The sequence below is a fragment of the Nitrospirota bacterium genome, assembly GCA_040752355.1.
In the GTDB taxonomy this organism is placed as follows: Bacteria; Nitrospirota; Thermodesulfovibrionia; order Thermodesulfovibrionales; family Dissulfurispiraceae; genus JBFMCP01.
The window spans coordinates 190,227-209,639 of record JBFMHE010000001.1; the positions used below are offsets into that span (position 1 = coordinate 190,227).

The window sequence follows — 19,413 nt, forward strand, 5'->3', positions numbered from 1 at the left end:
CTTAAAAAACAATAGTATAACCGCCCCTGCCGTTCATGGAAAATGATTAAAGTCCTCACCTTCCGCCCCGATAACAATCTCAGAGGCCGAAAGGGTCTTGAACAAAGAGTGGGTAAAAGGAGGTGATTTCGGCAGGAAGCCCACAGTTCCAGCTCCCTCAAGCTTCTACATAAGGGCAGGATGCCCGAAAAAACAATAGTCAGTAAGCAGAGAGCAGTTACGCTATAACGCAGAACGCTCAACGCTGAACGCTAACATTCACGGAGGAAGAAATGGCTCTTACCATTAACACCAACCTGTATGCCCTCAACACCCAGAGAAACCTGAGAAAATCCGAATCGCCTCTCGCTTCAGCAATGCAGAGATTGTCGTCGGGCTTGAGGATCAACTCATCCAAGGACGACGCGGCCGGTCTCGCTATTGCAACCAGAATGACCCGCCAGATCACCGGTCTGTCGGTCGCGATGAGAAACGCCAACGACGGCGTGTCCTTTGCTCAGACCGCTGAAGGCGCGATGGATGAAATGGTGACCGCGCTCCAGAGAGTGTATGAGCTGGCCAACCAGTCGGCGAGCTACAACACCTCGCTGGACAGAAGCTCGATGAACACGGAAGTCACGGAGCTCGTGTCCGAGCTGAACCGTATCGTTTCACAGACCAGATATAATGGTGAGCAGTTCCTGAACAAGTCGACCAGTATCGCCATCCAGGTCGGTATTGAAGTCAATGAGACGCTGACCATCGCCACGAGCAACGTTTCGCCTACTGCTTATGGCGTCCAGTCCTCACGGACCAACTTCGATGATACCACGACAAACCTGCAGAGTATAGCAAGTAGTGTAGCCGGTATCAGTTGGGCCAAGAGTAACGGTATGGCTGCCGGCACTACTCTTGCTGGAGTGTCCCTCGGCGACCAGATCTCTTCCGATACTTTGGTCAACAATAGCAACGCGATGATCACCCGCATCAATCAGTACACGGCCCAGACGAATGTTACGGCCTTCTCATTCGGAAACACGTACGTTTCGACGGCAAATGTCGGCACCGTCGATACCGCTGCTGGCGGCGTTAATGTGCTTGCGGGCTATTTCAGCATCAACGGTATCGCCATTGGCTCAACAACCAACACTGCTTCAACCTCGGTTGGCTTGGCGAGCGCCGTTATAACGGCAATCAATGCCAAGACTTCCCAGACCGGCGTTACCGCTGTGTTCCTGGGCACCGCCGATACCGGCGCTACCACCTACGGTATCGCCCTGGTCAATACGAACGGAGCAGAGATCAAAGTGTCAGTATCCACCGCCAACTCCGGCACCGCGAGCGCTGCAGCGGCATACTTCGGCACCGCCGGCGGTTCTATTGCAGCGGGGCAGAATGGACAGATCATCTACAGCGCACCGTTGGGCGAGTCGTCCAAGGCCGTCTCCAGCGCCACCGCGGCGGCTGCATTCGGCATCTCGACCTCTCTGACAGCAATCGCTTTGAACAACTCGAAGTCGATCAACGATATCGGTATTACCACCGTTGGCGACTCGAACATCGCCATCCTCGCCGTAAAGCAGGGTCTCGAGACGATCAACAGCGAAAAGGCAAAGCTCGGCGCCAAACTGAACAGGCTCGAGTCCACTATCAGAAACCTTGACAACGTGCGCGAGAACATCAGCGCTGCTAAGTCGAGGACCATGGACGCCGACTTCGCCGTGGAGACCGCGAACCTGACGAAGTCGCAGATCATGCAGCAGGCCGGTATCTCGATGCTGGCCCAGGCGAACACGCTGCCGCAGCAGGTGCTCTCACTGCTCGGCAGGTAATCCGGCAACAGCCATCGGCTGAGTAAGTAATAACAAGAGGACCCTTCCTCCTCGAAAGAGGGGGAAGGGCTCAAAAAAATGAATATAACGGCGATAAACATATCAGGTACGAAGGCTGTCAACAGTGCCGAGGATGTCTCGGCAGGTACTGCCCGGCAGACGAAAGAGAAGCCGAACCGGTCCTTGCTTATCGCTCCGGAAGCAAAGTCTTCGCAGGAGTCCGGTGAGCCGGAGAAGAAGGCCGAGGTTATCGAGCCGGTCAAAGCGGATATGCTCAAGGCCTTTTTTGCGGTCGATAGGGACGATAATGTGGTGATCCGGTTCGTCGATAGTGAAGGCAAGATCGTCAAGCAGTTTCCGCCGGAAGAGTATCTCGAGATGATGAAACAGCTCGAGGAGACTGTTGAGAGCCTTTTCAGCGTGAAGGTGTAGCGCTCCCGCGGCATTTGCAACCAGGAGCGCTCCAGCCCGAGCACTGACATAATGTTGGAATCGAACGGTTCCAGGCGGGAGAGGTACATTCCTGACCGGCTTGGAACATATCTATAGATTTATAAAAAACAGTGACTGCACTGGAGGAGGGTGGATATGGCAACGAGTCCCACGGGTGGATCAGGGCTTGATATAAACTCGATCGTCAGCCAGCTGATGCAGATCGAGCAGCGGCCGCTCCAGCGGCTGCAGCAGCGGCAGGCCGATTATCAAGCTAAGATAAGCGCCTATGCCACGCTGTTGAACGGCATCACTACCCTGAAGGGCGCTGTTTCCGCTCTGAAAGGGGCCTCTCTGGGGATGTCCGCCTCGCTCTCCGACTCCACCTATCTTACCGCCTCCGCTTCCAGCACCGCTGCGGCGGGGACCCATACTGTCCAGGTAGGCGCTCTGGCGAGCGCTCAAAGCGTGTACTCGATCCGCTTCGGCTCATCGAGCGGCGCTGTTGCGGACCTCTCAACGGTGATGAGTCAGAAGTTGAAACTCCAGGTGGGGACCGGCACGGCGAAAGAGATAACCATAGACTCGACCAATAACACCCTTTCGGGAATCAGGGACGCCATCAACACCGCCAACGCCGGCGTTACGGCGGCTATTGTGAAGGAAACCGATAAATTCATTATAGAAGCGGGCAAGAACGACACTGTCCAATTCAGCGACGGGTCAGCAAGGACAGCGACTATTGCCGCAGGGACCTACACCGGTGCCGAGCTCGCCACGGCTCTGCAGACGGCCCTGAACGGGGCAGGCTCGACAAACACCTTTGCGGTGGACTACAATTCAACCTCACTGAACAAGTTCACCATCAAGAACGATGGGGGACCGGCTGCAGTGGATCTCCTCTGGTCCGACGCCGGGAGCACCGCACGCCAGATGCTGGGGTTCAATGTTCCTACCAGCACCGTCGCCGTCGGCGCGTCGGCTACTGCCGACAGCACGGCTGACGGAACCTATAAGCTTACCCTCGCCAGCTCGATGGGCGCCAGCAACAGGATTGTGCTGCAGGTCGATGAAGACAACGATGGCACATATACCGATGCGGGTGCAGAGGCGGACACCTTCGGGCTGTCGGCGCTCGCCTTTAACCCGACGTACGATGCCGAGGGCGCAACGAACGGCGGGATAAGAAACATGGAGCAGTCCGCCAAGGGAGTCGATGCGAAAGTAAAGGTCAACGGCATCGAGCTGTTCAGGGGAACCAACAGCATTAGTGACGTGATTGAAGGAATTACCCTGAATCTCGTAAAAGCGGACAGCAACTATCCCAACGGTACCGCTGCGACATTGACAGTCACCCAGGACACCGGTGCCCTATCGGTGAAAATCTCGTCGTTCATGGGCGCTTATAATCAGGCAATGACTGCCATAAAGGGCTTGAAGGGGACTACGGGCCAATTCGGCGTGCTGCGAGGTGATTCGATCCTGACCACTCTGGCAAGTACGATGAAGTCCATAACGACCACACGGTACGGCAATTACGAGACGAACAATACACTCACCTGGCTGGGCATTACCCACGACAAAACAGGGGTCCTGAGCTTTGATTCAGCCAAGTTGACCGCCGCCCTTACGGCTGACCCGAGCAAGGTGACCGACATGCTCGATAAGATGGCGACCGCCTACGAGTCGACATTGAACGGCTATATCAACACGAGTATCCCGTCCGGGCAGGATGGCTACAAGACGCGGATGAAGAGTGTACAGCTCGATATGGAGAACATGACGAAGCGATTGGAGAAGACCGAGGCCGGCCTTCGGAAGAAATTCATCAATCTCGATACGCTGCTCACGCAGCTCCAGGGAACCGGCAATTACGTAACGCAGCAGATGGACTGGTTAAAGAAGTCCTTTGGAGGGAAGTAAGTAATGATCAACCCTGCCTACGCGCTCAATGCCTACAAGCAGACGCAGGTGGAGACGACGACCAATCCCATGGAGCTGATCGTCATGCTGTACGACGGCGCAATGGAGTCTCTCGACAAAGCCGCTGCCGCCATGATGATGAAGGAGCTCCCGGTCAAGATCAAGTATATCGATAAGGGGCTGGCGATCATCGAGGAGCTTCTCAATTCACTCAATGCTGAAGCGGGCGGTGAAATAGCGCTGCAGCTCGAAGACCTCTATTTTTACATGATTAAGGAAATAACGCTTGCGAACATAAGCAACGACCCTGAAAAAATCAGGCATATAATAGTTCTCCTCAAGGAATTGCGGGAAGCGTGGGTCCATATACGAAATACGCTGTAGAAGTGCAACAAACAGTCGATTATATAGTAGAGAGCAGCAGAAGCCTTTCTGCTGCTTTTATTTGATCTTCAGAGCGATTGGCGAAGCGTAAGAGGCGGTTTATGCGTACCCCGAATTCAGCGGCATCTGAAAGGACACGACCGGCGTCATGGACATAGCGGCAGTCATCGGGCTCCTTCTCGGCATCAGTGCGGTGGTGGGAGGCAATATTATCGAGGGCGGCACCACGGCGCATCTGGTCCAAGGGGCTGCGGCGCTGATCGTCCTCGGCGGCACCTTCGGCGCGACCCTGCTCAGCTTTTCCACCCATGACATCATCAACGCCTTCAAAGCCCTCGGTTTTGTCTTCGGCAGGAAGTCCTGCGAGCCGACGGAAGTGATCGAAGATATCCTGGGGCTCCTCGTGAAGGCGAGGAAGATGGGCCTCATCGCGATGGAGTCCCAGGTGAAGAATATCGAGAACGAGTTCCTCCGGAAGGGGCTCAACCTCGTGATCGACGGTATGACCCCTGCGATGATCAAGGAGATCCTCTACCAGGAGATCACCACCTACGAGGAGACGCTCAAGAAGGCGTCGAAGGTCTACGAATCGGCGGGAGGATATGCCCCTACCATAGGAATCCTCGGGGCGGTACTGGGGTTGATTCAGGTGATGAGAAACGTGGCCGACCCCTCGAAAATAGGCGGCGGTATCGCTGTCGCGTTCGTGGCGACCATCTACGGGGTCGGTTCGGCGAACCTGATCTTCCTGCCGATAGGGAAGAAGATCATGAACAGGCTGAAGGAAGAGATCTTCATCCGCGAGCTCATCGTCGAGGGGGTGCTCGGTGTCGAGAGCGGGGTGAACCCTTACTTCCTGAAGGCGCGGCTGAATGCGTTCCTGGCGGAACACGACAAAGAGGAATAAACACGGTAGAGCGTTTATCGCATTATAGCGCCATAGTGTTCATCGCGTTTATTGAGTTGAGGAGCTCATCTTTATGCTATAACGCTACAGACGCGATAAACGCTATACCGCGATAAACGCGAAACGGAGAGTACGATATGAGAGGAAGGCACAGAGGAGAGGAAGAGCACGATAACCACGAGCGGTGGCTCATCTCGTACGCGGATTTCATCACGCTCATGTTCACCTTTTTCGCCGCGCTCTATGCTCTCTCCTCGGTCGATAAGGCGAAGATGGAGAAGTTTTCTGGATCGCTGAAGCAGACGTTCAAAGTCATCGACGAGCCGATCCATGTCTACGAGGACAAAAGCAAGAGCATCGTCGAAGAGATGCAGAACCTCGTGAAGGGAGTAGAAGGCGTTACGGTGAAGAGCGAGCCGCGGGGCGTCGTGGTGACTTTTTCCGATCAGGCGCTCTTTGCCTCGGGCTCTGCTGAAATGAAGCAGGAGGCCTCTGCCGTGCTCGAGAAGATCGCCGCCAAGCTCCCGGCGATCTCAGGCCGTATCACTATAGAAGGGCATACGGATAATGTGCCGATTTCGGGCAGGTACACGTCGAACTGGGAGCTTTCCACCGCGAGGGCGGCGAGCATGCTCCATGCGCTCGTCGCAAAGGGCGCTGATCCCAACAGGTTCACCATAGCCGGGTATGCGGAATACCGGCCTGTGGCGAGCAACGATACGGAAGAGGGGAGGACGCGCAACCGCAGGGTCGAAATGATCATCGGCCAGAAGGCCGAGGTGGCCAGCGGGTTATAGTACCAGCACATAGCGAGAACCGGAGAGGATGCCATGGGTACAGGTATGGATGAAGAGAAATACATGAGGATGAGGGAGTTCTCCCGCGTTGACGCGCATCTGCCCTTTGCCGTACGCCTCGTTCCTCTGGATGAGAGGAAGACCCTCCGCAGCAGGGTATCGGGAGAGAGGGTGCTCGCCGAGTCACAGGTGCTGCCCGATCTCCAGGATAAGCTCCTCAATGACTGGATAAAGCTCCTGAATGCGAAGCTCGATACCGTTATCAGCATCCTCACCTTCCAGAAGGAGGGGTTCGGGTCGCTGCCGATCGCATCGGTGAACATCAGCGGCGCCGGCATTGGATTCGCTTCGGCGGAAAAATACACTGCCGGCGACGTGCTCGAGATAAAGATGATCCTCCCCATGATGCCGCCGGTGGCGCTCTATGTCTACGGGGAGGCGGTCAATATCGAGAAGAGGATGGACAGCTATTATATCGGTACGAAGTTTATCGCCATCGATGAAGAGATACGGGACGAGATCGTCAAGTTCGTATTCAGGAGACAGCGGGAGATACTGAGGGAGAAGAGGAGGTAGTTTCAGCGGTCGGTTGCAGCGGCCGGCCATCGGGCCGAAGGCCGGGGATTGAACGCTGAACAGTGAACTATGTTTGCTCTTATCGGCGCAATGGTGGTCCTCGGGTCGGTTCTCGGCGGCTATTTATGGCACGGCGGCAACCTCCACGTCCTCTTTCAGCCATCCGAGTACCTCATCATCGGCGGCGCGGCCATCGGCGGGTTCATCATAGCCTCTCCTCCCAAGGTTATGAGATCGGTTTTTCAGGGACTGCTGAATATCCTTAAGGGCAAGGCGTATACAAAGGCCGACTACATGGAGGTCCTGCTCCTCATGAGCGAAATATTCTCCAAGATCAGGAAAGAGGGGCTCGTCTCGATCGAGGCCGATGTGGACAACCCCGAGGCGAGCAAAATCTTCAGCGCCTACCCCAAGTTCCTCAAGAACCACCACGCCGTCGCACTGGTGACGGACACGCTCAGGACGGTCATGACGACCAGCATAGCTCCCCATGAGCTCGAGTCGCTCCTCGACAGCGAGCTCGAGGCGCACCACGAGGAGCTCATGATTCCGTCGAAGAGCATCAATAACGTTGCCGACGCGCTCCCGGGGCTCGGTATCGTCGCAGCGGTCGTCGGCGTTATCCTCACCATGGCGAAGATCAGCGAGCCCCCCGAGGTGCTGGGGCACAGCATCGGCGCGGCGCTCGTGGGAACGTTTCTCGGCGTTCTCATGTGCTACGGATTCGTGGGGCCCGCGGCCAGGAACCTCGAGCATATAGCAGGGGAAGAGCGCGAGTACATGAATGTCCTGAAAGTCGCGCTGGTATCCTTCGTCGGCGGCGCAGCGCCCCAGATAGCGGTCGAATTCGCGCGAAGGATTATTCCGGGCAACGTGAAGCCCAGCTTCATAGAGGTCGAAGACGCGCTCAGAGAGCTTAAAAAATAAAAATCGTTATAGCGTTTATAGCGTTATAGCGTTTGTAGCGTAAAAAAATACCGACACAAGCAACGCGATAAACGCGATAGACACGATGAACGCAATAAACGCAATAAACGCGATAAACGCGATAAACGCGATAAACGAGCATGGCCGATAAGTCGAAGATAATCATTATAAAGAAGATCAAGAAGGGCCACGACGGGCACCACGGCGGCAGCTGGAAAGTCGCGTATGCCGACTTCGTCACTGCCATGATGGCCTTTTTTCTTCTCATGTGGCTGCTCGCCATGGTCTCACCCGAAAAGCGGGCCGCGGTTTCGTATTACTTCAAACACTTCAATCTCTTCGAGAAGGAGAACAGGAGCTCCGGGCAGTCGTTTATGCAGGAGTCGACACAGATATTCGAGCAGGCGGGAGGCGATGTCCAGTCATCCACCGCGGCCTTCGGCAAAGGCGGGCGGGAGCTCACTGCCGAGGAGCTCAAGGAGAAGCTCAAGAAGGATATCGAGGAGAAGCTGAAGGCCCTGAAGGACCAGGCCATTGTCGATACCATCGAGGGTGGTGTCAGGGTTCAGCTGGTCGATATGGACGGGAGGCCGATGTTCCAGTCGGGGAGCGCCCAACTGACCGACCGGGCCAGGGAAATACTGAGACTGCTGAGTGAAAACATGAGGGACCTGCCGAACCGGATCGCGATCGAAGGGCATACCGACGCAGCGCCCCTCAAGACGGGCCAGATCACCAACTGGGAGCTCTCGACGCAGCGGGCGTCGACCGCGAGACGGGAGCTCGAGGCCTACGGGGTAGACCCGGGGAGGGTCGCCCGGGTAGTGGGCTATGCCGATACCGAGCTGCTCCTCAAGGATAAACCCCACGATCCGCGAAACCGGCGTATCAGCATCATCCTCCTGCAGCAGAAGGACCGTCCCGCTGCCCCGGCTCATGCTCCTGCAGCTGAGCCGAAAGCGGTATCCGCTCCGGAACCGCCTGCCGCCGTGCCCGCAGCGCCGCTGCCCCAGGAAAAGCCGCCGGCCCGACAGATAGCGCCTGTCAGACAGAGGCCGCCTGCAGCCGCGGCGCAGGACACCGGCACTATCAGACAGCCTCAGCAGAGGAGCGCGCCGCAGCAGGAGCACAAGAGCAACTCTCTGGAGCAGGATATCGGCATCAGGGAGGCTCCCATCGATATGAGGAAACCCTCGATCGCCCCGGACCTCGGCAGGAGAAAAGAGCACTAGGCTCTGCTCCTCGCAAGTCATTGAAGAAGAACTGAGCCTGACTGTGGTCCCCGCTCGCGCCCCTTACCGGAAACGGGTGTATGGTCCTCTTCGCGGAGGGTGTAAAAATATTCCTGTTTATTGTAAAATTGAGTAGGTAAAAATCCTTTTGAAGGAGGGTGCCGCATGACAGAGCAGGAAGTCGTAGAGACCCTGAAGAGGGAGAACGAGGAGTTCAGGAAACTGTACCAGGAGCACCGCGAGCTCGATACGATGCTCTCTGAGCTGAACAAGAAGCACTATCTCTCGCCCGAAGAAGAGGTAGAGGTCCATAGACTCAAGAAAGAAAAGCTCTATAAAAAGGATAAAATAGCAGAGCTGGTAAAGAGCTACAAGGCTACCGTACACTAAGACGATCGCAGCGCACGCATCATTGGTACGGTAGAGCGCCTGCCTCTCTCACCATAGTCGCGCACCGGAATTTCGTCGAGAAACGGAAAGGGGTAGTATGGCCATAAGGAGCACAACGATAAAAAAAGGGCTCGAGCGGGTTCCGCACCGCGCGCTCTTATACGCGACAGGCATTCCTAAGAGTGAAATGGAGAAGCCCTTCATAGGGGTGGCGACCAGCTTTACCGATATCATTCCCGGGCATATCGGGATGCGCGATCTCGAACGGTTCATCGAGAAAGGGGTACACTCCGGAGGAGGGTACCCTTTCTTTTTCGGGATCCCGGGCATCTGCGACGGCATCGCCATGGGGCATAAGGGCATGCACTACTCCCTCGCATCGAGGGAGCTGATCGCCGATATGGTAGAAACGATCGCCGAAGCGCATCGGCTCGACGGCCTCGTCCTGCTCACCAATTGCGATAAAATTACGCCCGGCATGCTCATGGCCGCCGCCCGTCTGAACATCCCCAGCATCGTCGTCACTGCAGGGCCGATGCTCTCGGGCCGCTACCGTGGCCGGAGGCTGAATTTGACGAGCGATGCCTTCGAGGCGGTGGGGAAGTACCGGCAGGGGCTGATAACCGACAGCGAGCTTGCGGCGCTCGAAATGTGCGCCTGTCCCGGCGCCGGCTCGTGCCAGGGCATGTATACGGCGAACACGATGGCGTGCGTGACCGAGTCGCTCGGCATGAGCCTCCCCGGCTGCGCCACGGCGCCGGCGGTCCTCGCCCAGAAGCGGCGCCTCGCTTTCGAGAGCGGGGCCAGGATCGTCAGCCTGATCAAGAAGAATATGACCCCGAGGAAGATAATGACCGCGAAGGCCTTCCAGAATGCCATCATGGTCGATCTCGCCCTCGGCGGCTCCACGAATACGGTGCTCCACATCCCGGCAATCGCGCATGAGGCCGGTATTACACTCCCCCTGGAGATCTTTGACGAGCTCAGCAGGAAGACCCCCCACATCACCAACATGATTCCCGGCGGGGTGTATTACATGGAAGACCTCGACGCAGCCGGAGGCATTCCTGCGGTGCTCAAACGCCTCAAGCCGATGCTCAACGCCAATCCCACCGTCTCCGGGAAGAGCATAACAGAAATCGCGGCTGCTGCTGAAGTAACTGATGATGATGTTATACGACCTCTCGAAAAGGCGTACCATAAAGAAGGCGGCATCGCGATACTGAAAGGAAATCTCGCTCCCCAGGGCGCGGTGGTCAAACAGACGGCGGTGAGCAGGAACATGATGAAGTTCGAGGGCACGGCCAGGATATTCGATTCGGAAGAGGCGGGGATGAAGGCCATCCTCGGCGGCGAGATCAAGGCGGGCGATGTCATGGTGATCCGCTATGAAGGACCCAAGGGCGGCCCCGGCATGAGGGAGATGCTGTCGCCGACCGCTGCCATCGCCGGAATGGGCCTCAGCGAGTCGGTGGCGCTGATTACCGATGGCCGGTTCTCGGGCGGCACCCGCGGCCCCTGCATCGGGCATGTCTCTCCCGAGGCGATGGAGGGAGGCCCTATCGCAGTGCTGAAGAACGGGGACCGCGTAAGGATCGATATCCCGAAGCGCTCGATAGAAGTGCTGCTCTCCGAAAAAGAGATCGATGACCGGCTTTCGAAGTGGCGCCAGCCGAAGCCGAAGATCCGGCACGGGTATCTCGCCCGCTATGCGAAGCTCGTGAGCTCTGCCGGCAGCGGCGCGATCATGCGCGACGAATAAAAGGCCGTAATCGGTAACGCGTAACGCGTGATCAGCAAAAGAATTATTGTAACGAAAAGTCTTTTTTTGATAATATAGTTGATATCCTTTTTTCAGTTCACCGATCACGCGTTACGGATTACGCGTTACGGTTGTTGCGGGCGTAACTCAGTGGTAGAGTGTCAGCTTCCCAAGCTGAAGGTCGCGGGTTCGAATCCCGTCGCCCGCTTTTTGAAATCTCCCTGTCCCCTTCCTTAAAGGTCGCTCTTCAGCTACAGGAATGCGCTCTCCATCCCGCCGCTGCCGTCGTTGCAACGCCGCGGTGAAATGTACATCGACATATTCTGAAGAGTTGCTATAATTAGAGGCATAGAGATACCTGCTCCTTTATTAACCCTTCTCCTGTCTCACTGTGATGACTATGTCCGCTGATGTGAATGTCTTTGTGCTCAGTGACTGCGAAGAATCTCCTCTCCTGGATGAGACGACGGAGGACCTCATTGCGCTGATTCAATCCTGTCTCGATGATACCCGGACCGTCTTCATGGTCTGCTCGACGAGCGCTCCGATAATCAAGGACGGGTTCTTCATCATGCGCGGCGGCGACGGGGGCGGGTGCAGGGCTCTTGCCGTCGACCGGCGGTGCATAGGCGAGGTCCGGGCCGAGGCCTCCTACGCGCTCGAGACGTTTCATCTCTTCATTTTAGAGGACCGGGATGCTGCTTCCGGCAGCAGCGCCTTTCGGGTTGCGGAGCGCCTTACGGAGGCCGCGGGTGCGGGCAGGGATGTCCTCCTGATAACGAACGAGGGATCGCCCCCGGAGCTCTTTTCCGATACGCGCTTCGACCGTGTGGTATGCATTAACAAGATGAATCGCGACGGTGCGGTGAGGGAGGCGCTGCAGTCGCTGTGGAGGCTCCCTCAGCGGGGCGCCGGCATCCCGACCGTGGCGAGCGGTGGTACGAAGTCTCCGGCGGAGGATGCAGGAGCTGCCGGAGGCCGTGCGTGTCCGCGTGAGAGGGCGCATCCGCTGTCGCTTATACGTGCGGAGTTTCTGGCGCTCATCGCCGTGATCGCGGCGGGATTCGTCGTTTCGGTCCTGATGAGCGGAGGTCCGGAAGTCAGATACACTGCACCGTCCTCTGTACCTCTGCGGGTAGATCCGCAGGCGCCTGCAGCACCGGCAGTGAGCCGGCAGATCCAGAGAGATGATAAGGGCGGTGCAGAGCGGAGGCCTGCCGCGCTTCTTCCCTTGCGGCCCTTCACCGTGAGTCTCTCTGAAGCGACGAAAAAAGCGTATGTCGAGCTGCAGGTGCAGCTCGACGGAAGAGTACGCGGATACGATATGGGACGGAGAATGAGACAGCTCAATGCCGCCTTTGCCGAATGTATCCGCGCTCAATCGAGCGCAGCGCTGCTCTCGCCGTCCGGGAGAGAGCAGTTGAAGCGGTCTCTGGTACACAGGGGAAACCAGGTGCTCGGGACCCCTGCGATAAAGAATATCGTCATCACCAGGCTCGTCCTCCAGGAGCGGTTCCATCCCCGCACGGTCAAGCGCCAGCGCAATCCCGTACCGCCACGAGACCGCTGGTTTATCGTGGATGACAGGAGGGCGTTGCGGAAGAGCTTTGCGCCGCCCCAGGGATAGTCTGTAAGGAACAGACGAGCGTCAAAAAATTTATAAAAAAGGTGTTGACGTTTTAAATTATCGTATGTCATATTTATGACGTGGAAAATACGAACGGTTCGGCGAATAACGGTTTTTTACAGATTATCGGCACCTCTCAGGCTATCAAACAGATATATGATCTCACCTCAAAAGTATCGAATTGCCAGAGCACCGTTCTTATTTTAGGCGAGAGCGGCACCGGCAAAGAGCTGATCGCCAAAGCGATTCACTACAACAGCGACAGGGCTGAAAAGCCCTTCATACCGGTAAACTGCGGCGCCATTCCCACCGAGCTCCTCGAGTCGGAGCTCTTCGGACACGAAAAAGGCGCCTTCACGAACGCGATCGCTACCCGTATCGGCAGGTTCGAGCTCGCCGACGGCGGCACCATATTCCTCGACGAGATAGGAGAGATGCCGCCGATCCTCCAGGTGAAGCTCTTGCGGGTAATACAGGAGCGGTCGTTCGAACGCATCGGCGGCGCGAAGACGGTCAACGTCGATGTCAGGATCGTTGCAGCCACCAACCGGAATCTCGAAGAGGCCGTGAAAGAGGGCAAGTTCAGGGAGGACCTCTTCTACCGCCTCAATGTCATCCCGATAGAGATACCGCCGCTCCGGGAGCGCAAAGAGGACATCCCGCTGCTCTGCGCCTTCTTCGTCGAGAAGCACGCCAAACGTTTCGGCAGGCCGCCCATGACGATAAGCAGCGAGGCAATGAGGCTCCTGACGCACTATCCCTGGCCGGGGAATGTCAGAGAGCTCGAAAATACGATAGAACGGCTGCTCGTCCTTAAAGATAATAACATGGTGACTCCTCTGGACCTCCCCGAAAAGATGACGGGACAGAGGATCTCCGAGATGCCCGACCTCGAGATGGACGATGATCTCAATCCCTTTGTCGGGGGAGTCGATCTGAATGCTGCACTCGAAGGATACGAGAAGAGGCTCATCCTCCACGCGCTCGAGCTGCATAATGGGGTGAAGAGCCAGGCGGCAAGATACCTCAATATCAACCGCACGACGCTCATCGAAAAGATGAAGCGTCTGAGCCTCTGACCCCCCTCTGCTTTCTCTTTCTATCCGTCATAAAAGTAACACCTCTCTGCATTATATTACGATATAAAACGTCATATAATTGACTTCTATCATGCGCTCCTTTCCCCTTCATTAAGGAGTGCATCAGGTCAATTCCGGGCCGTAACGTACGACAATTACTGCTAAAGACAATAAATGGGATAAGGAAGCGCAGGGTTGGCACAATTCTTTCTTTTAAAAGTCGAGATGGATTCTGCACAGGCATGGGTAAAGCGCCGTATGACTTGCCGGCTAGCGGTCGTCCTTGTGCTCCTGCTCTCCACCATGGGAGCGGCTGCCGGGGGAGCGGCTGCTGTTCCGACTGCTGAAGATACGCTCAAGAGCGCCGACCGTTTCTTGAAGTCGAGAGAGTATGCAAAGGCGCAGGAGCTCTACCGCTCCGTGTATCTCGCCGCGCCGAAAGGTCCTCAGGCCGCGCGGGCGCTCCTCGGGTCTGCAAAGGCGTACTTCAGACTGAGGCGTTTTCAGGAGGCGCGGCTGACCATTCAGCGGCTTCAGGCTGCCAATCCCCGGCCGGAGTACCTTAATGAGGCGTATCTCATGCTGGGCTATATTGCGCTCTATTCACCGAAGGTCGATGAGGCGGCGCAGTACTTCGAAAAGGTACACGAGCCCCTGCACGAAAAGGCGCTTATCGCAAGGGCCGAGGTCGCCCTCAAGCGCGGCGATATGGCCGGCGCCGAGTCGCTCCTCCAGGGGCTGGGCAAGCGCACGGCCGAGACCGACCCGCGTGCGCTTGCTGTCCGTGCGATGGTGTACAGCAGGAAAGGTATGCATACCGAGGCCATAGCGTCGATCAATAAGGTCCTCGATCCGGTGCTCAAGGAGGAAGACCTCAGGCCGGAAAAGGTCGAGATCCTCTTCAATGCCGGAAGGCTCGGCGACGCCGATCGCGTCGGCCAGACTATTATGAAGAATCCCCTTTCCCAGGGCGAGCGCCGGAGGGCGGCGCGGCTCCTCGCCCGTATCTACGAGATGCAGGGGCGGGTCGAGACAGCGCTGAAGCTGAACCTCGAGATTCTTCCCTACGAGACCGATGACGGGGTGAAGATGAGCATCGTGAGGCTTTACGAGCGGCAGGGCGATACCGGTAGTGCCCTCAAGTACCTGAACCTGCTCAAGGACCGGACGGTGAAAGCGGCCGAGATCGAGAAGCGGCTCAGGCATGTCGTTGCTTCGGGAAGTGCAAAAGATATCGAGCTCCTCACGAAGTATTCCGGATACCTGAGCCCCGACAGCTCCTTCACCGTTCAAGCGGCGCGCTTCCTGCTTGCGCAGGGAAAAAGAGCCGAAGGGACGAGACTGCTCAAGAGCGCTCTTATGGGGCTCGCCGGCGGAGAGGCGGCGGTCCACCTTGCAGAAGTATATCTCGCCGACGAGCGGTATGAGGAGACGAAGAAATTGCTGGAGCCGGTGGCGCTCGATACGCGCTATTTCGTGAGGGCCTCCGCGCTCCTCGCCGAAACTCATCGGCGCCAGGGGAGTTATGCGCAGGCGATCCGGTATCTCGAGAGGGCGGTCAGGCGGTCCGCCGATTCCCGGCTCACCACACGGCTCGGGGATATTTACTGGGAGTCGGGAGACCGTGCGACTGCGGTGAAATACTACGCCAAAGCTTCCGCTAAAGGCGATGGCAGCGCTGCGCTGAAGGCGGGCGATTACTATTACCTTACCGGCAATACGGCCCAGGCCCGCACGTTTTACAAGAGGGCGTTGACGCTGGGCGCCGGCAACCCCGAAACGCTCCAGTGGGCCCGCTACCAGTACGGGAAGCTCTCGGGGAACAAAGAGTACCTCAGGAAGGCGGCAGAGGGCGGCGGTATCGTCGGCAGCGCCGCAACCGTGCTGGCGGGAGAGGAGTAAGCGTGTATGGCTGATGTGGAGCTCCTCAATAAAGCGATAGAGAGTTTCAATGCGGCATCGACGACCCTGATGCAGTATTACCGCTCCCTCGAAGACAAGGTCCTGCTCCTCACCGACGAGGTAGAGCACAAGAAGCAGCTCCTCGACAGCATTCTCGACAGCGTCGATGTCGGCGTCGTCTTCTTCGACAAGGACGGAACGATACAGCTCGTCAATACGGCGGCGGAACAGCTGCTCGCGATACGGGCGCAGGAGGTCATCGGCGGTACCTCGCTTCATGCCACGATCAACGAGGAAGTGATCACCCCCGAACGGGGCGCGCCCTTCTATGCCCTCGTCTCGCGTTCCGAGGTGAGGGACCGTGAGGGAAAGGCCGTCGGGTACGTCCTCCTCTTCAAGGATATGACGCGGCTCAAACAGCTCGAGGCGGAGAATGAGCGTAACCGGCGTTTGACCGCCATGGGAGAGCTGGTATTGAAGATCGCCCACGAGATCAGGAACCCCCTGGGGAGCATCGAGCTCTTCGCCAGCCTCCTTTCGAGCGACCTGCGGGATACGCCGCAGGGCGAGTACGCGCACCGGATATCCAATTCCGTCAAATCGCTGGTCAATACCCTGGACAACATGCTGCGGTTCTCGCGGGGGATACGGCCGAAGCTGGAGCCCTGCTGCCTCAACGAGATCGTCGGAGAGCTCTGCGCCGAGTTCAGGGAGCTCTTCGCTTCGAACAGGATCACGATCACGCAGACCGATGACGTGAAGGCGGTGCTCGCCATCGACAAAGGGCTCCTCCGGCAGGCGCTTATGAACATACTGCTGAATGCGGTGCAGGCGATGCCTGACGGCGGCGGCGTCACTATAGGCATTGCCGCAGCCGAAGCGCCCTTGCGGGGGACCGCGCTGGTCATCAGGGATACCGGCGCCGGGATGGATGAGGAGACGAGGTCGCGCATCTTCGAGCCCTTCTTTTCGACCAAGGACCGCGGCACCGGGCTCGGCATGTCGATCACCGCGGGAATCATCGCCGCCCATAGGGGGACCATTGCGGTGACGAGCGAGCCGGGGAGGGGAACCGAGTTCATTATCACGCTGCCCCATGAGACGGGAAGCGAATCCGCCCTGAGCGGCGAGGGTCTCTGCGCGGAGGGAAATGGATGAGACCGGTTTTGGTGGTTGACGACGAAGCCGATATGGCGCTGGCGCTGAAGGAGTCGCTCAAGCGGTGCGGATTCAGCCCCACCGTCTACAACAACCCCGCCGACGCCCTGACGGAATGCAACCTGAACGATTTTGCGCTCGTTATCACCGATATGAAGATGCCGAAGATGAACGGCATCGAGTTCATGCAGGAGATACGGAGGCGCCGCATCTTCGTCCCGATCATCGTCATCACGGGCTACGGCACTGTCGAGAACGCCGTCGATGCCATGAAGCTGGGGGCCACCGACTATATCATGAAGCCCTTTTCGTTCGATGCCCTGCGGCAGGTGATCGAGCGGCTGCTGCCGTCGGAGGAGACGAGCGATATCGTTGCCGAATCGGGGGTCATGAAGAATCTCGTAGCGCTTACCCGGGAGGTCGCCAGGAGCGACATTACGGTTCTCCTTTCGGGGGAGAGCGGCACCGGCAAGGAGGTGATCGCGCGGCTCATCCACAAGAACAGCCTGAGGGCCGACAAGCCGTTCATCGCCATCAACTGCGCCGCCATCTCCGAGAACCTCCTCGAGTCGGAGCTCTTCGGCCACGAGAAGGGCGCGTTCACCGGCGCCGTGGACCGCAGGCTGGGCAAGTTCGAGCTCGCGGATAAGGGAACGCTCCTCCTCGACGAAGTGAGCGAGATGGCCTACCCGCTCCAGGCAAAGCTCCTCAGGGCGATCCAGGAGCGCGAGATCGACCGCATCGGCGGACGGTCGCCCATCCCGGTCGATGTGCGGATCGTCGCTACGACCAACAAGGACCTCCTTGCAGAGGTGCGGAGCGGCCGTTTCAGGGAGGACCTCTACTACCGGCTGAATGTCTTCCCTCTCACGCTGCCGCCGCTCCGCGAGCGGCGGGAGGATATCGTGCCTCTGGCCGAATTTTTCCTCAGGCGGCTGTCCAGGAAGATGGGCAGGACTTTCCGGGTGACCGGGGAGCTGGAAGCGTATCTCCTCGGCATGGAGTGGAAGGGCAATGTGCGCGAGCTCGAGAATTTCATGTACCGCACAGCGGTCATCTCGAGGACCGAAGATCTGCTCCCTCCCGCCGACGAGCTCGCATCCGCGGCATCGGCGCCTGCATCTGCCGCCCAGCCGCATAAGACCGGTACGCTGCGGGACATGGAGCGGGACCTCATCATCGAGACATTGAAAAAGACCAACAATAACAGGACCAAAGCAGCCGAGCTGCTCGGGGTGAGCGTCAGGACTATACGAAACAAGCTGAAAGAGTATAATATTGCTGATGACGAATAGGGTTCTCCCCTCTCCGGTATAACGGGAATGGAAATTGCATATTTATTAAAAGGATAGGCTCGAAAACGCCGTAAGGAGGAAAAAATTGCCGGATCAGACACTGCACCGTCTCGAAAAAATGCTCGATGTTGCCGCATTCAGGCACCGGGTCCTCGCCTCCAATATCGCCAATGCCGATACCCCGGGCTACAAGGCGAAAGATATTTCATTCCATCAGGAGCTCGAAAAGGCGGTGCAGCAGGATGCGCCACCCTCCTGCGAGGTACGGGAAACGGTGACGACGATGCCCAACAGGGACGGCAATACGGTCAACCTCGATATAGAGATGGCGAAGGTGGCGGAAAATACGCTTCTGTACAATACGGCGACGCAGCTGATGACCATGAAGGTGAGAATGCTCAAAGATGTCTTGAAGGGAGGCAGATAATGAACGAGATGTTCCTGACGCTGAAGGTGAGCGCCACGGCCCTCGAGGCGCAGAAGGTGAGAATGAACGTTATCGCTTCCAATATAGCGAACATCAACTCGACGAGCACCCCTGAAGGCGGGCCGTACCGGAGAAAGGACGTGCTCTTCAAATCCTATCTCTTCGACGAAAGCGCGGCAGGGGTCGATATCCCGCAGATCGTCGAGGACCTGCGGCCGTTCAAACTGGTGTTCGAGCCGGGGCATCCCGATGCGGACAAGGACGGCTATGTCAGGTACCCCAATGTCAATACCATCGAGGAGACGGTCAACCTCATGAACGCCGCGCGGGCGTACGAGGCGAACCTCTCGATCATTCAATCGTACAAGGAAATGTTCACCAAGACGCTGGATATAACCAGGGTATAAGGGTGCGGCGAGGGAGGAGGACGGCATGACCGAGATCAGGAACATAGGCGATAGGGGGCAGGGGCTCCCCGAACCGGTGAAGGGCGGCCAGAAGGGCGGCGCTTCGTTCGAGGCGGCGATCAACGATGCGCTCAAGGAAGTCACGGCAGTGCAGAGCGAAGCCGAGAAGGCGATCGAGGACTTCTCGAAGGGTGAGATCAAGGATATCCACACCGTCGTCGTCGCCATGGAGAAGGCCGACGTCTCGCTGCAGACCCTGCTGCAGGTGAGGAACAAGCTCCTCACGGCGTATGAAGAGATCATGAGGATGCAGGTATAGCGCAGGAGAATCCTCCGCTCCTCATCGATGCGCCGTAACGGAGACGCCGTGACATGGT

19 protein-coding genes and 1 tRNA gene are annotated in these 19,413 nt (G+C 57.6%); all 20 read left to right on the top strand.

All coding sequences use genetic code 11. From position 1 onward, the window contains the following. The first annotated feature begins 272 nt into the window (after positions 1-272). The 20 genes from AB1805_00885 (at position 273) to fliE (ending at position 19,355) form a co-directional block, all read left to right on the top strand. Positions 273-1,811 carry a flagellin gene (locus tag AB1805_00885; GenBank protein ID MEW5743981.1) on the top strand — a complete coding sequence of 513 codons (1,539 nt, stop codon included), beginning with the start codon at positions 273-275 and terminating at the stop codon, positions 1,809-1,811. 78 nt (positions 1,812-1,889) lie between these two features. After that, positions 1,890-2,243, top strand: coding sequence for a flagellar protein FlaG (locus AB1805_00890; protein ID MEW5743982.1), 354 nt, complete (start codon positions 1,890-1,892; stop codon positions 2,241-2,243). A gap of 156 nt (positions 2,244-2,399) precedes the next feature. Next, on the top strand, positions 2,400-4,166 hold the full coding sequence (fliD, locus tag AB1805_00895) for a flagellar filament capping protein FliD (protein MEW5743983.1): 1,767 nt from the start codon (positions 2,400-2,402) through the stop codon (positions 4,164-4,166). 3 nt (positions 4,167-4,169) lie between these two features. Next, positions 4,170-4,550 carry a flagellar export chaperone FliS gene (gene fliS / locus AB1805_00900; protein MEW5743984.1) on the top strand — a complete coding sequence of 127 codons (381 nt, stop codon included), beginning with the start codon at positions 4,170-4,172 and terminating at the stop codon, positions 4,548-4,550. Between the two features lie 148 nt (positions 4,551-4,698). Beyond that, positions 4,699-5,457 (top strand): flagellar motor protein, encoded by a 759-nt coding sequence (locus AB1805_00905; protein ID MEW5743985.1) that lies wholly within the window; start codon positions 4,699-4,701, stop codon positions 5,455-5,457. 137 nt (positions 5,458-5,594) lie between these two features. Continuing rightward, positions 5,595-6,254 carry a flagellar motor protein MotB gene (locus tag AB1805_00910; protein MEW5743986.1) on the top strand — a complete coding sequence of 220 codons (660 nt, stop codon included), beginning with the start codon at positions 5,595-5,597 and terminating at the stop codon, positions 6,252-6,254. 45 nt (positions 6,255-6,299) lie between these two features. Beyond that, positions 6,300-6,830 carry a PilZ domain-containing protein gene (locus tag AB1805_00915; protein ID MEW5743987.1) on the top strand — a complete coding sequence of 177 codons (531 nt, stop codon included), beginning with the start codon at positions 6,300-6,302 and terminating at the stop codon, positions 6,828-6,830. A gap of 69 nt (positions 6,831-6,899) precedes the next feature. After that, entirely contained in the window at positions 6,900-7,757 is an 858-nt protein-coding gene (gene motA / locus AB1805_00920) for a flagellar motor stator protein MotA (GenBank protein MEW5743988.1), read from the top strand. Between the two features lie 140 nt (positions 7,758-7,897). After that, positions 7,898-8,989 carry a flagellar motor protein MotB gene (locus AB1805_00925; protein MEW5743989.1) on the top strand — a complete coding sequence of 364 codons (1,092 nt, stop codon included), beginning with the start codon at positions 7,898-7,900 and terminating at the stop codon, positions 8,987-8,989. Positions 8,990-9,154: 165 nt separating this feature from the next. Next, on the top strand, positions 9,155-9,379 hold the full coding sequence (locus AB1805_00930; GenBank protein ID MEW5743990.1) for a DUF465 domain-containing protein: 225 nt from the start codon (positions 9,155-9,157) through the stop codon (positions 9,377-9,379). A 103-nt stretch (positions 9,380-9,482) separates the two neighbouring features. After that, a complete protein-coding gene (gene ilvD, locus AB1805_00935) occupies positions 9,483-11,141 on the top strand; it encodes a dihydroxy-acid dehydratase (protein MEW5743991.1) in 1,659 nt (552 codons plus the stop codon). A 136-nt stretch (positions 11,142-11,277) separates the two neighbouring features. Then, a tRNA-Gly gene (locus AB1805_00940) sits at positions 11,278-11,349 on the top strand. Positions 11,350-11,541: 192 nt separating this feature from the next. Then, a complete protein-coding gene (locus AB1805_00945) occupies positions 11,542-12,768 on the top strand; it encodes a flagellar basal body-associated FliL family protein (protein MEW5743992.1) in 1,227 nt (408 codons plus the stop codon). A gap of 80 nt (positions 12,769-12,848) precedes the next feature. Beyond that, the gene (locus tag AB1805_00950; protein ID MEW5743993.1) at positions 12,849-13,847 is read left to right on the top strand and encodes a sigma-54 dependent transcriptional regulator; all 999 of its coding nucleotides are present in this window, start codon (positions 12,849-12,851) and stop codon (positions 13,845-13,847) included. Positions 13,848-14,105: 258 nt separating this feature from the next. After that, positions 14,106-15,749 carry a tetratricopeptide repeat protein gene (locus AB1805_00955; GenBank protein MEW5743994.1) on the top strand — a complete coding sequence of 548 codons (1,644 nt, stop codon included), beginning with the start codon at positions 14,106-14,108 and terminating at the stop codon, positions 15,747-15,749. Positions 15,750-15,755: 6 nt separating this feature from the next. Then, the gene (locus AB1805_00960; protein ID MEW5743995.1) at positions 15,756-16,907 is read left to right on the top strand and encodes an ATP-binding protein; all 1,152 of its coding nucleotides are present in this window, start codon (positions 15,756-15,758) and stop codon (positions 16,905-16,907) included. Continuing rightward, on the top strand, positions 16,904-18,202 hold the full coding sequence (locus AB1805_00965) for a sigma-54 dependent transcriptional regulator (protein ID MEW5743996.1): 1,299 nt from the start codon (positions 16,904-16,906) through the stop codon (positions 18,200-18,202). Before AB1805_00960 ends, AB1805_00965 begins: the two co-directional genes overlap by 4 nt. An 85-nt stretch (positions 18,203-18,287) precedes the next feature. After that, the gene (gene flgB, locus AB1805_00970; protein ID MEW5743997.1) at positions 18,288-18,629 is read left to right on the top strand and encodes a flagellar basal body rod protein FlgB; all 342 of its coding nucleotides are present in this window, start codon (positions 18,288-18,290) and stop codon (positions 18,627-18,629) included. Further along, entirely contained in the window at positions 18,629-19,036 is a 408-nt protein-coding gene (gene flgC / locus AB1805_00975) for a flagellar basal body rod protein FlgC (protein MEW5743998.1), read from the top strand. The genes flgB and flgC overlap by 1 nt, the downstream gene beginning before the upstream one ends. A 25-nt stretch (positions 19,037-19,061) precedes the next feature. Continuing rightward, positions 19,062-19,355, top strand: coding sequence for a flagellar hook-basal body complex protein FliE (fliE, locus tag AB1805_00980; protein ID MEW5743999.1), 294 nt, complete (start codon positions 19,062-19,064; stop codon positions 19,353-19,355). Positions 19,356-19,413 lie beyond the last annotated feature (58 nt).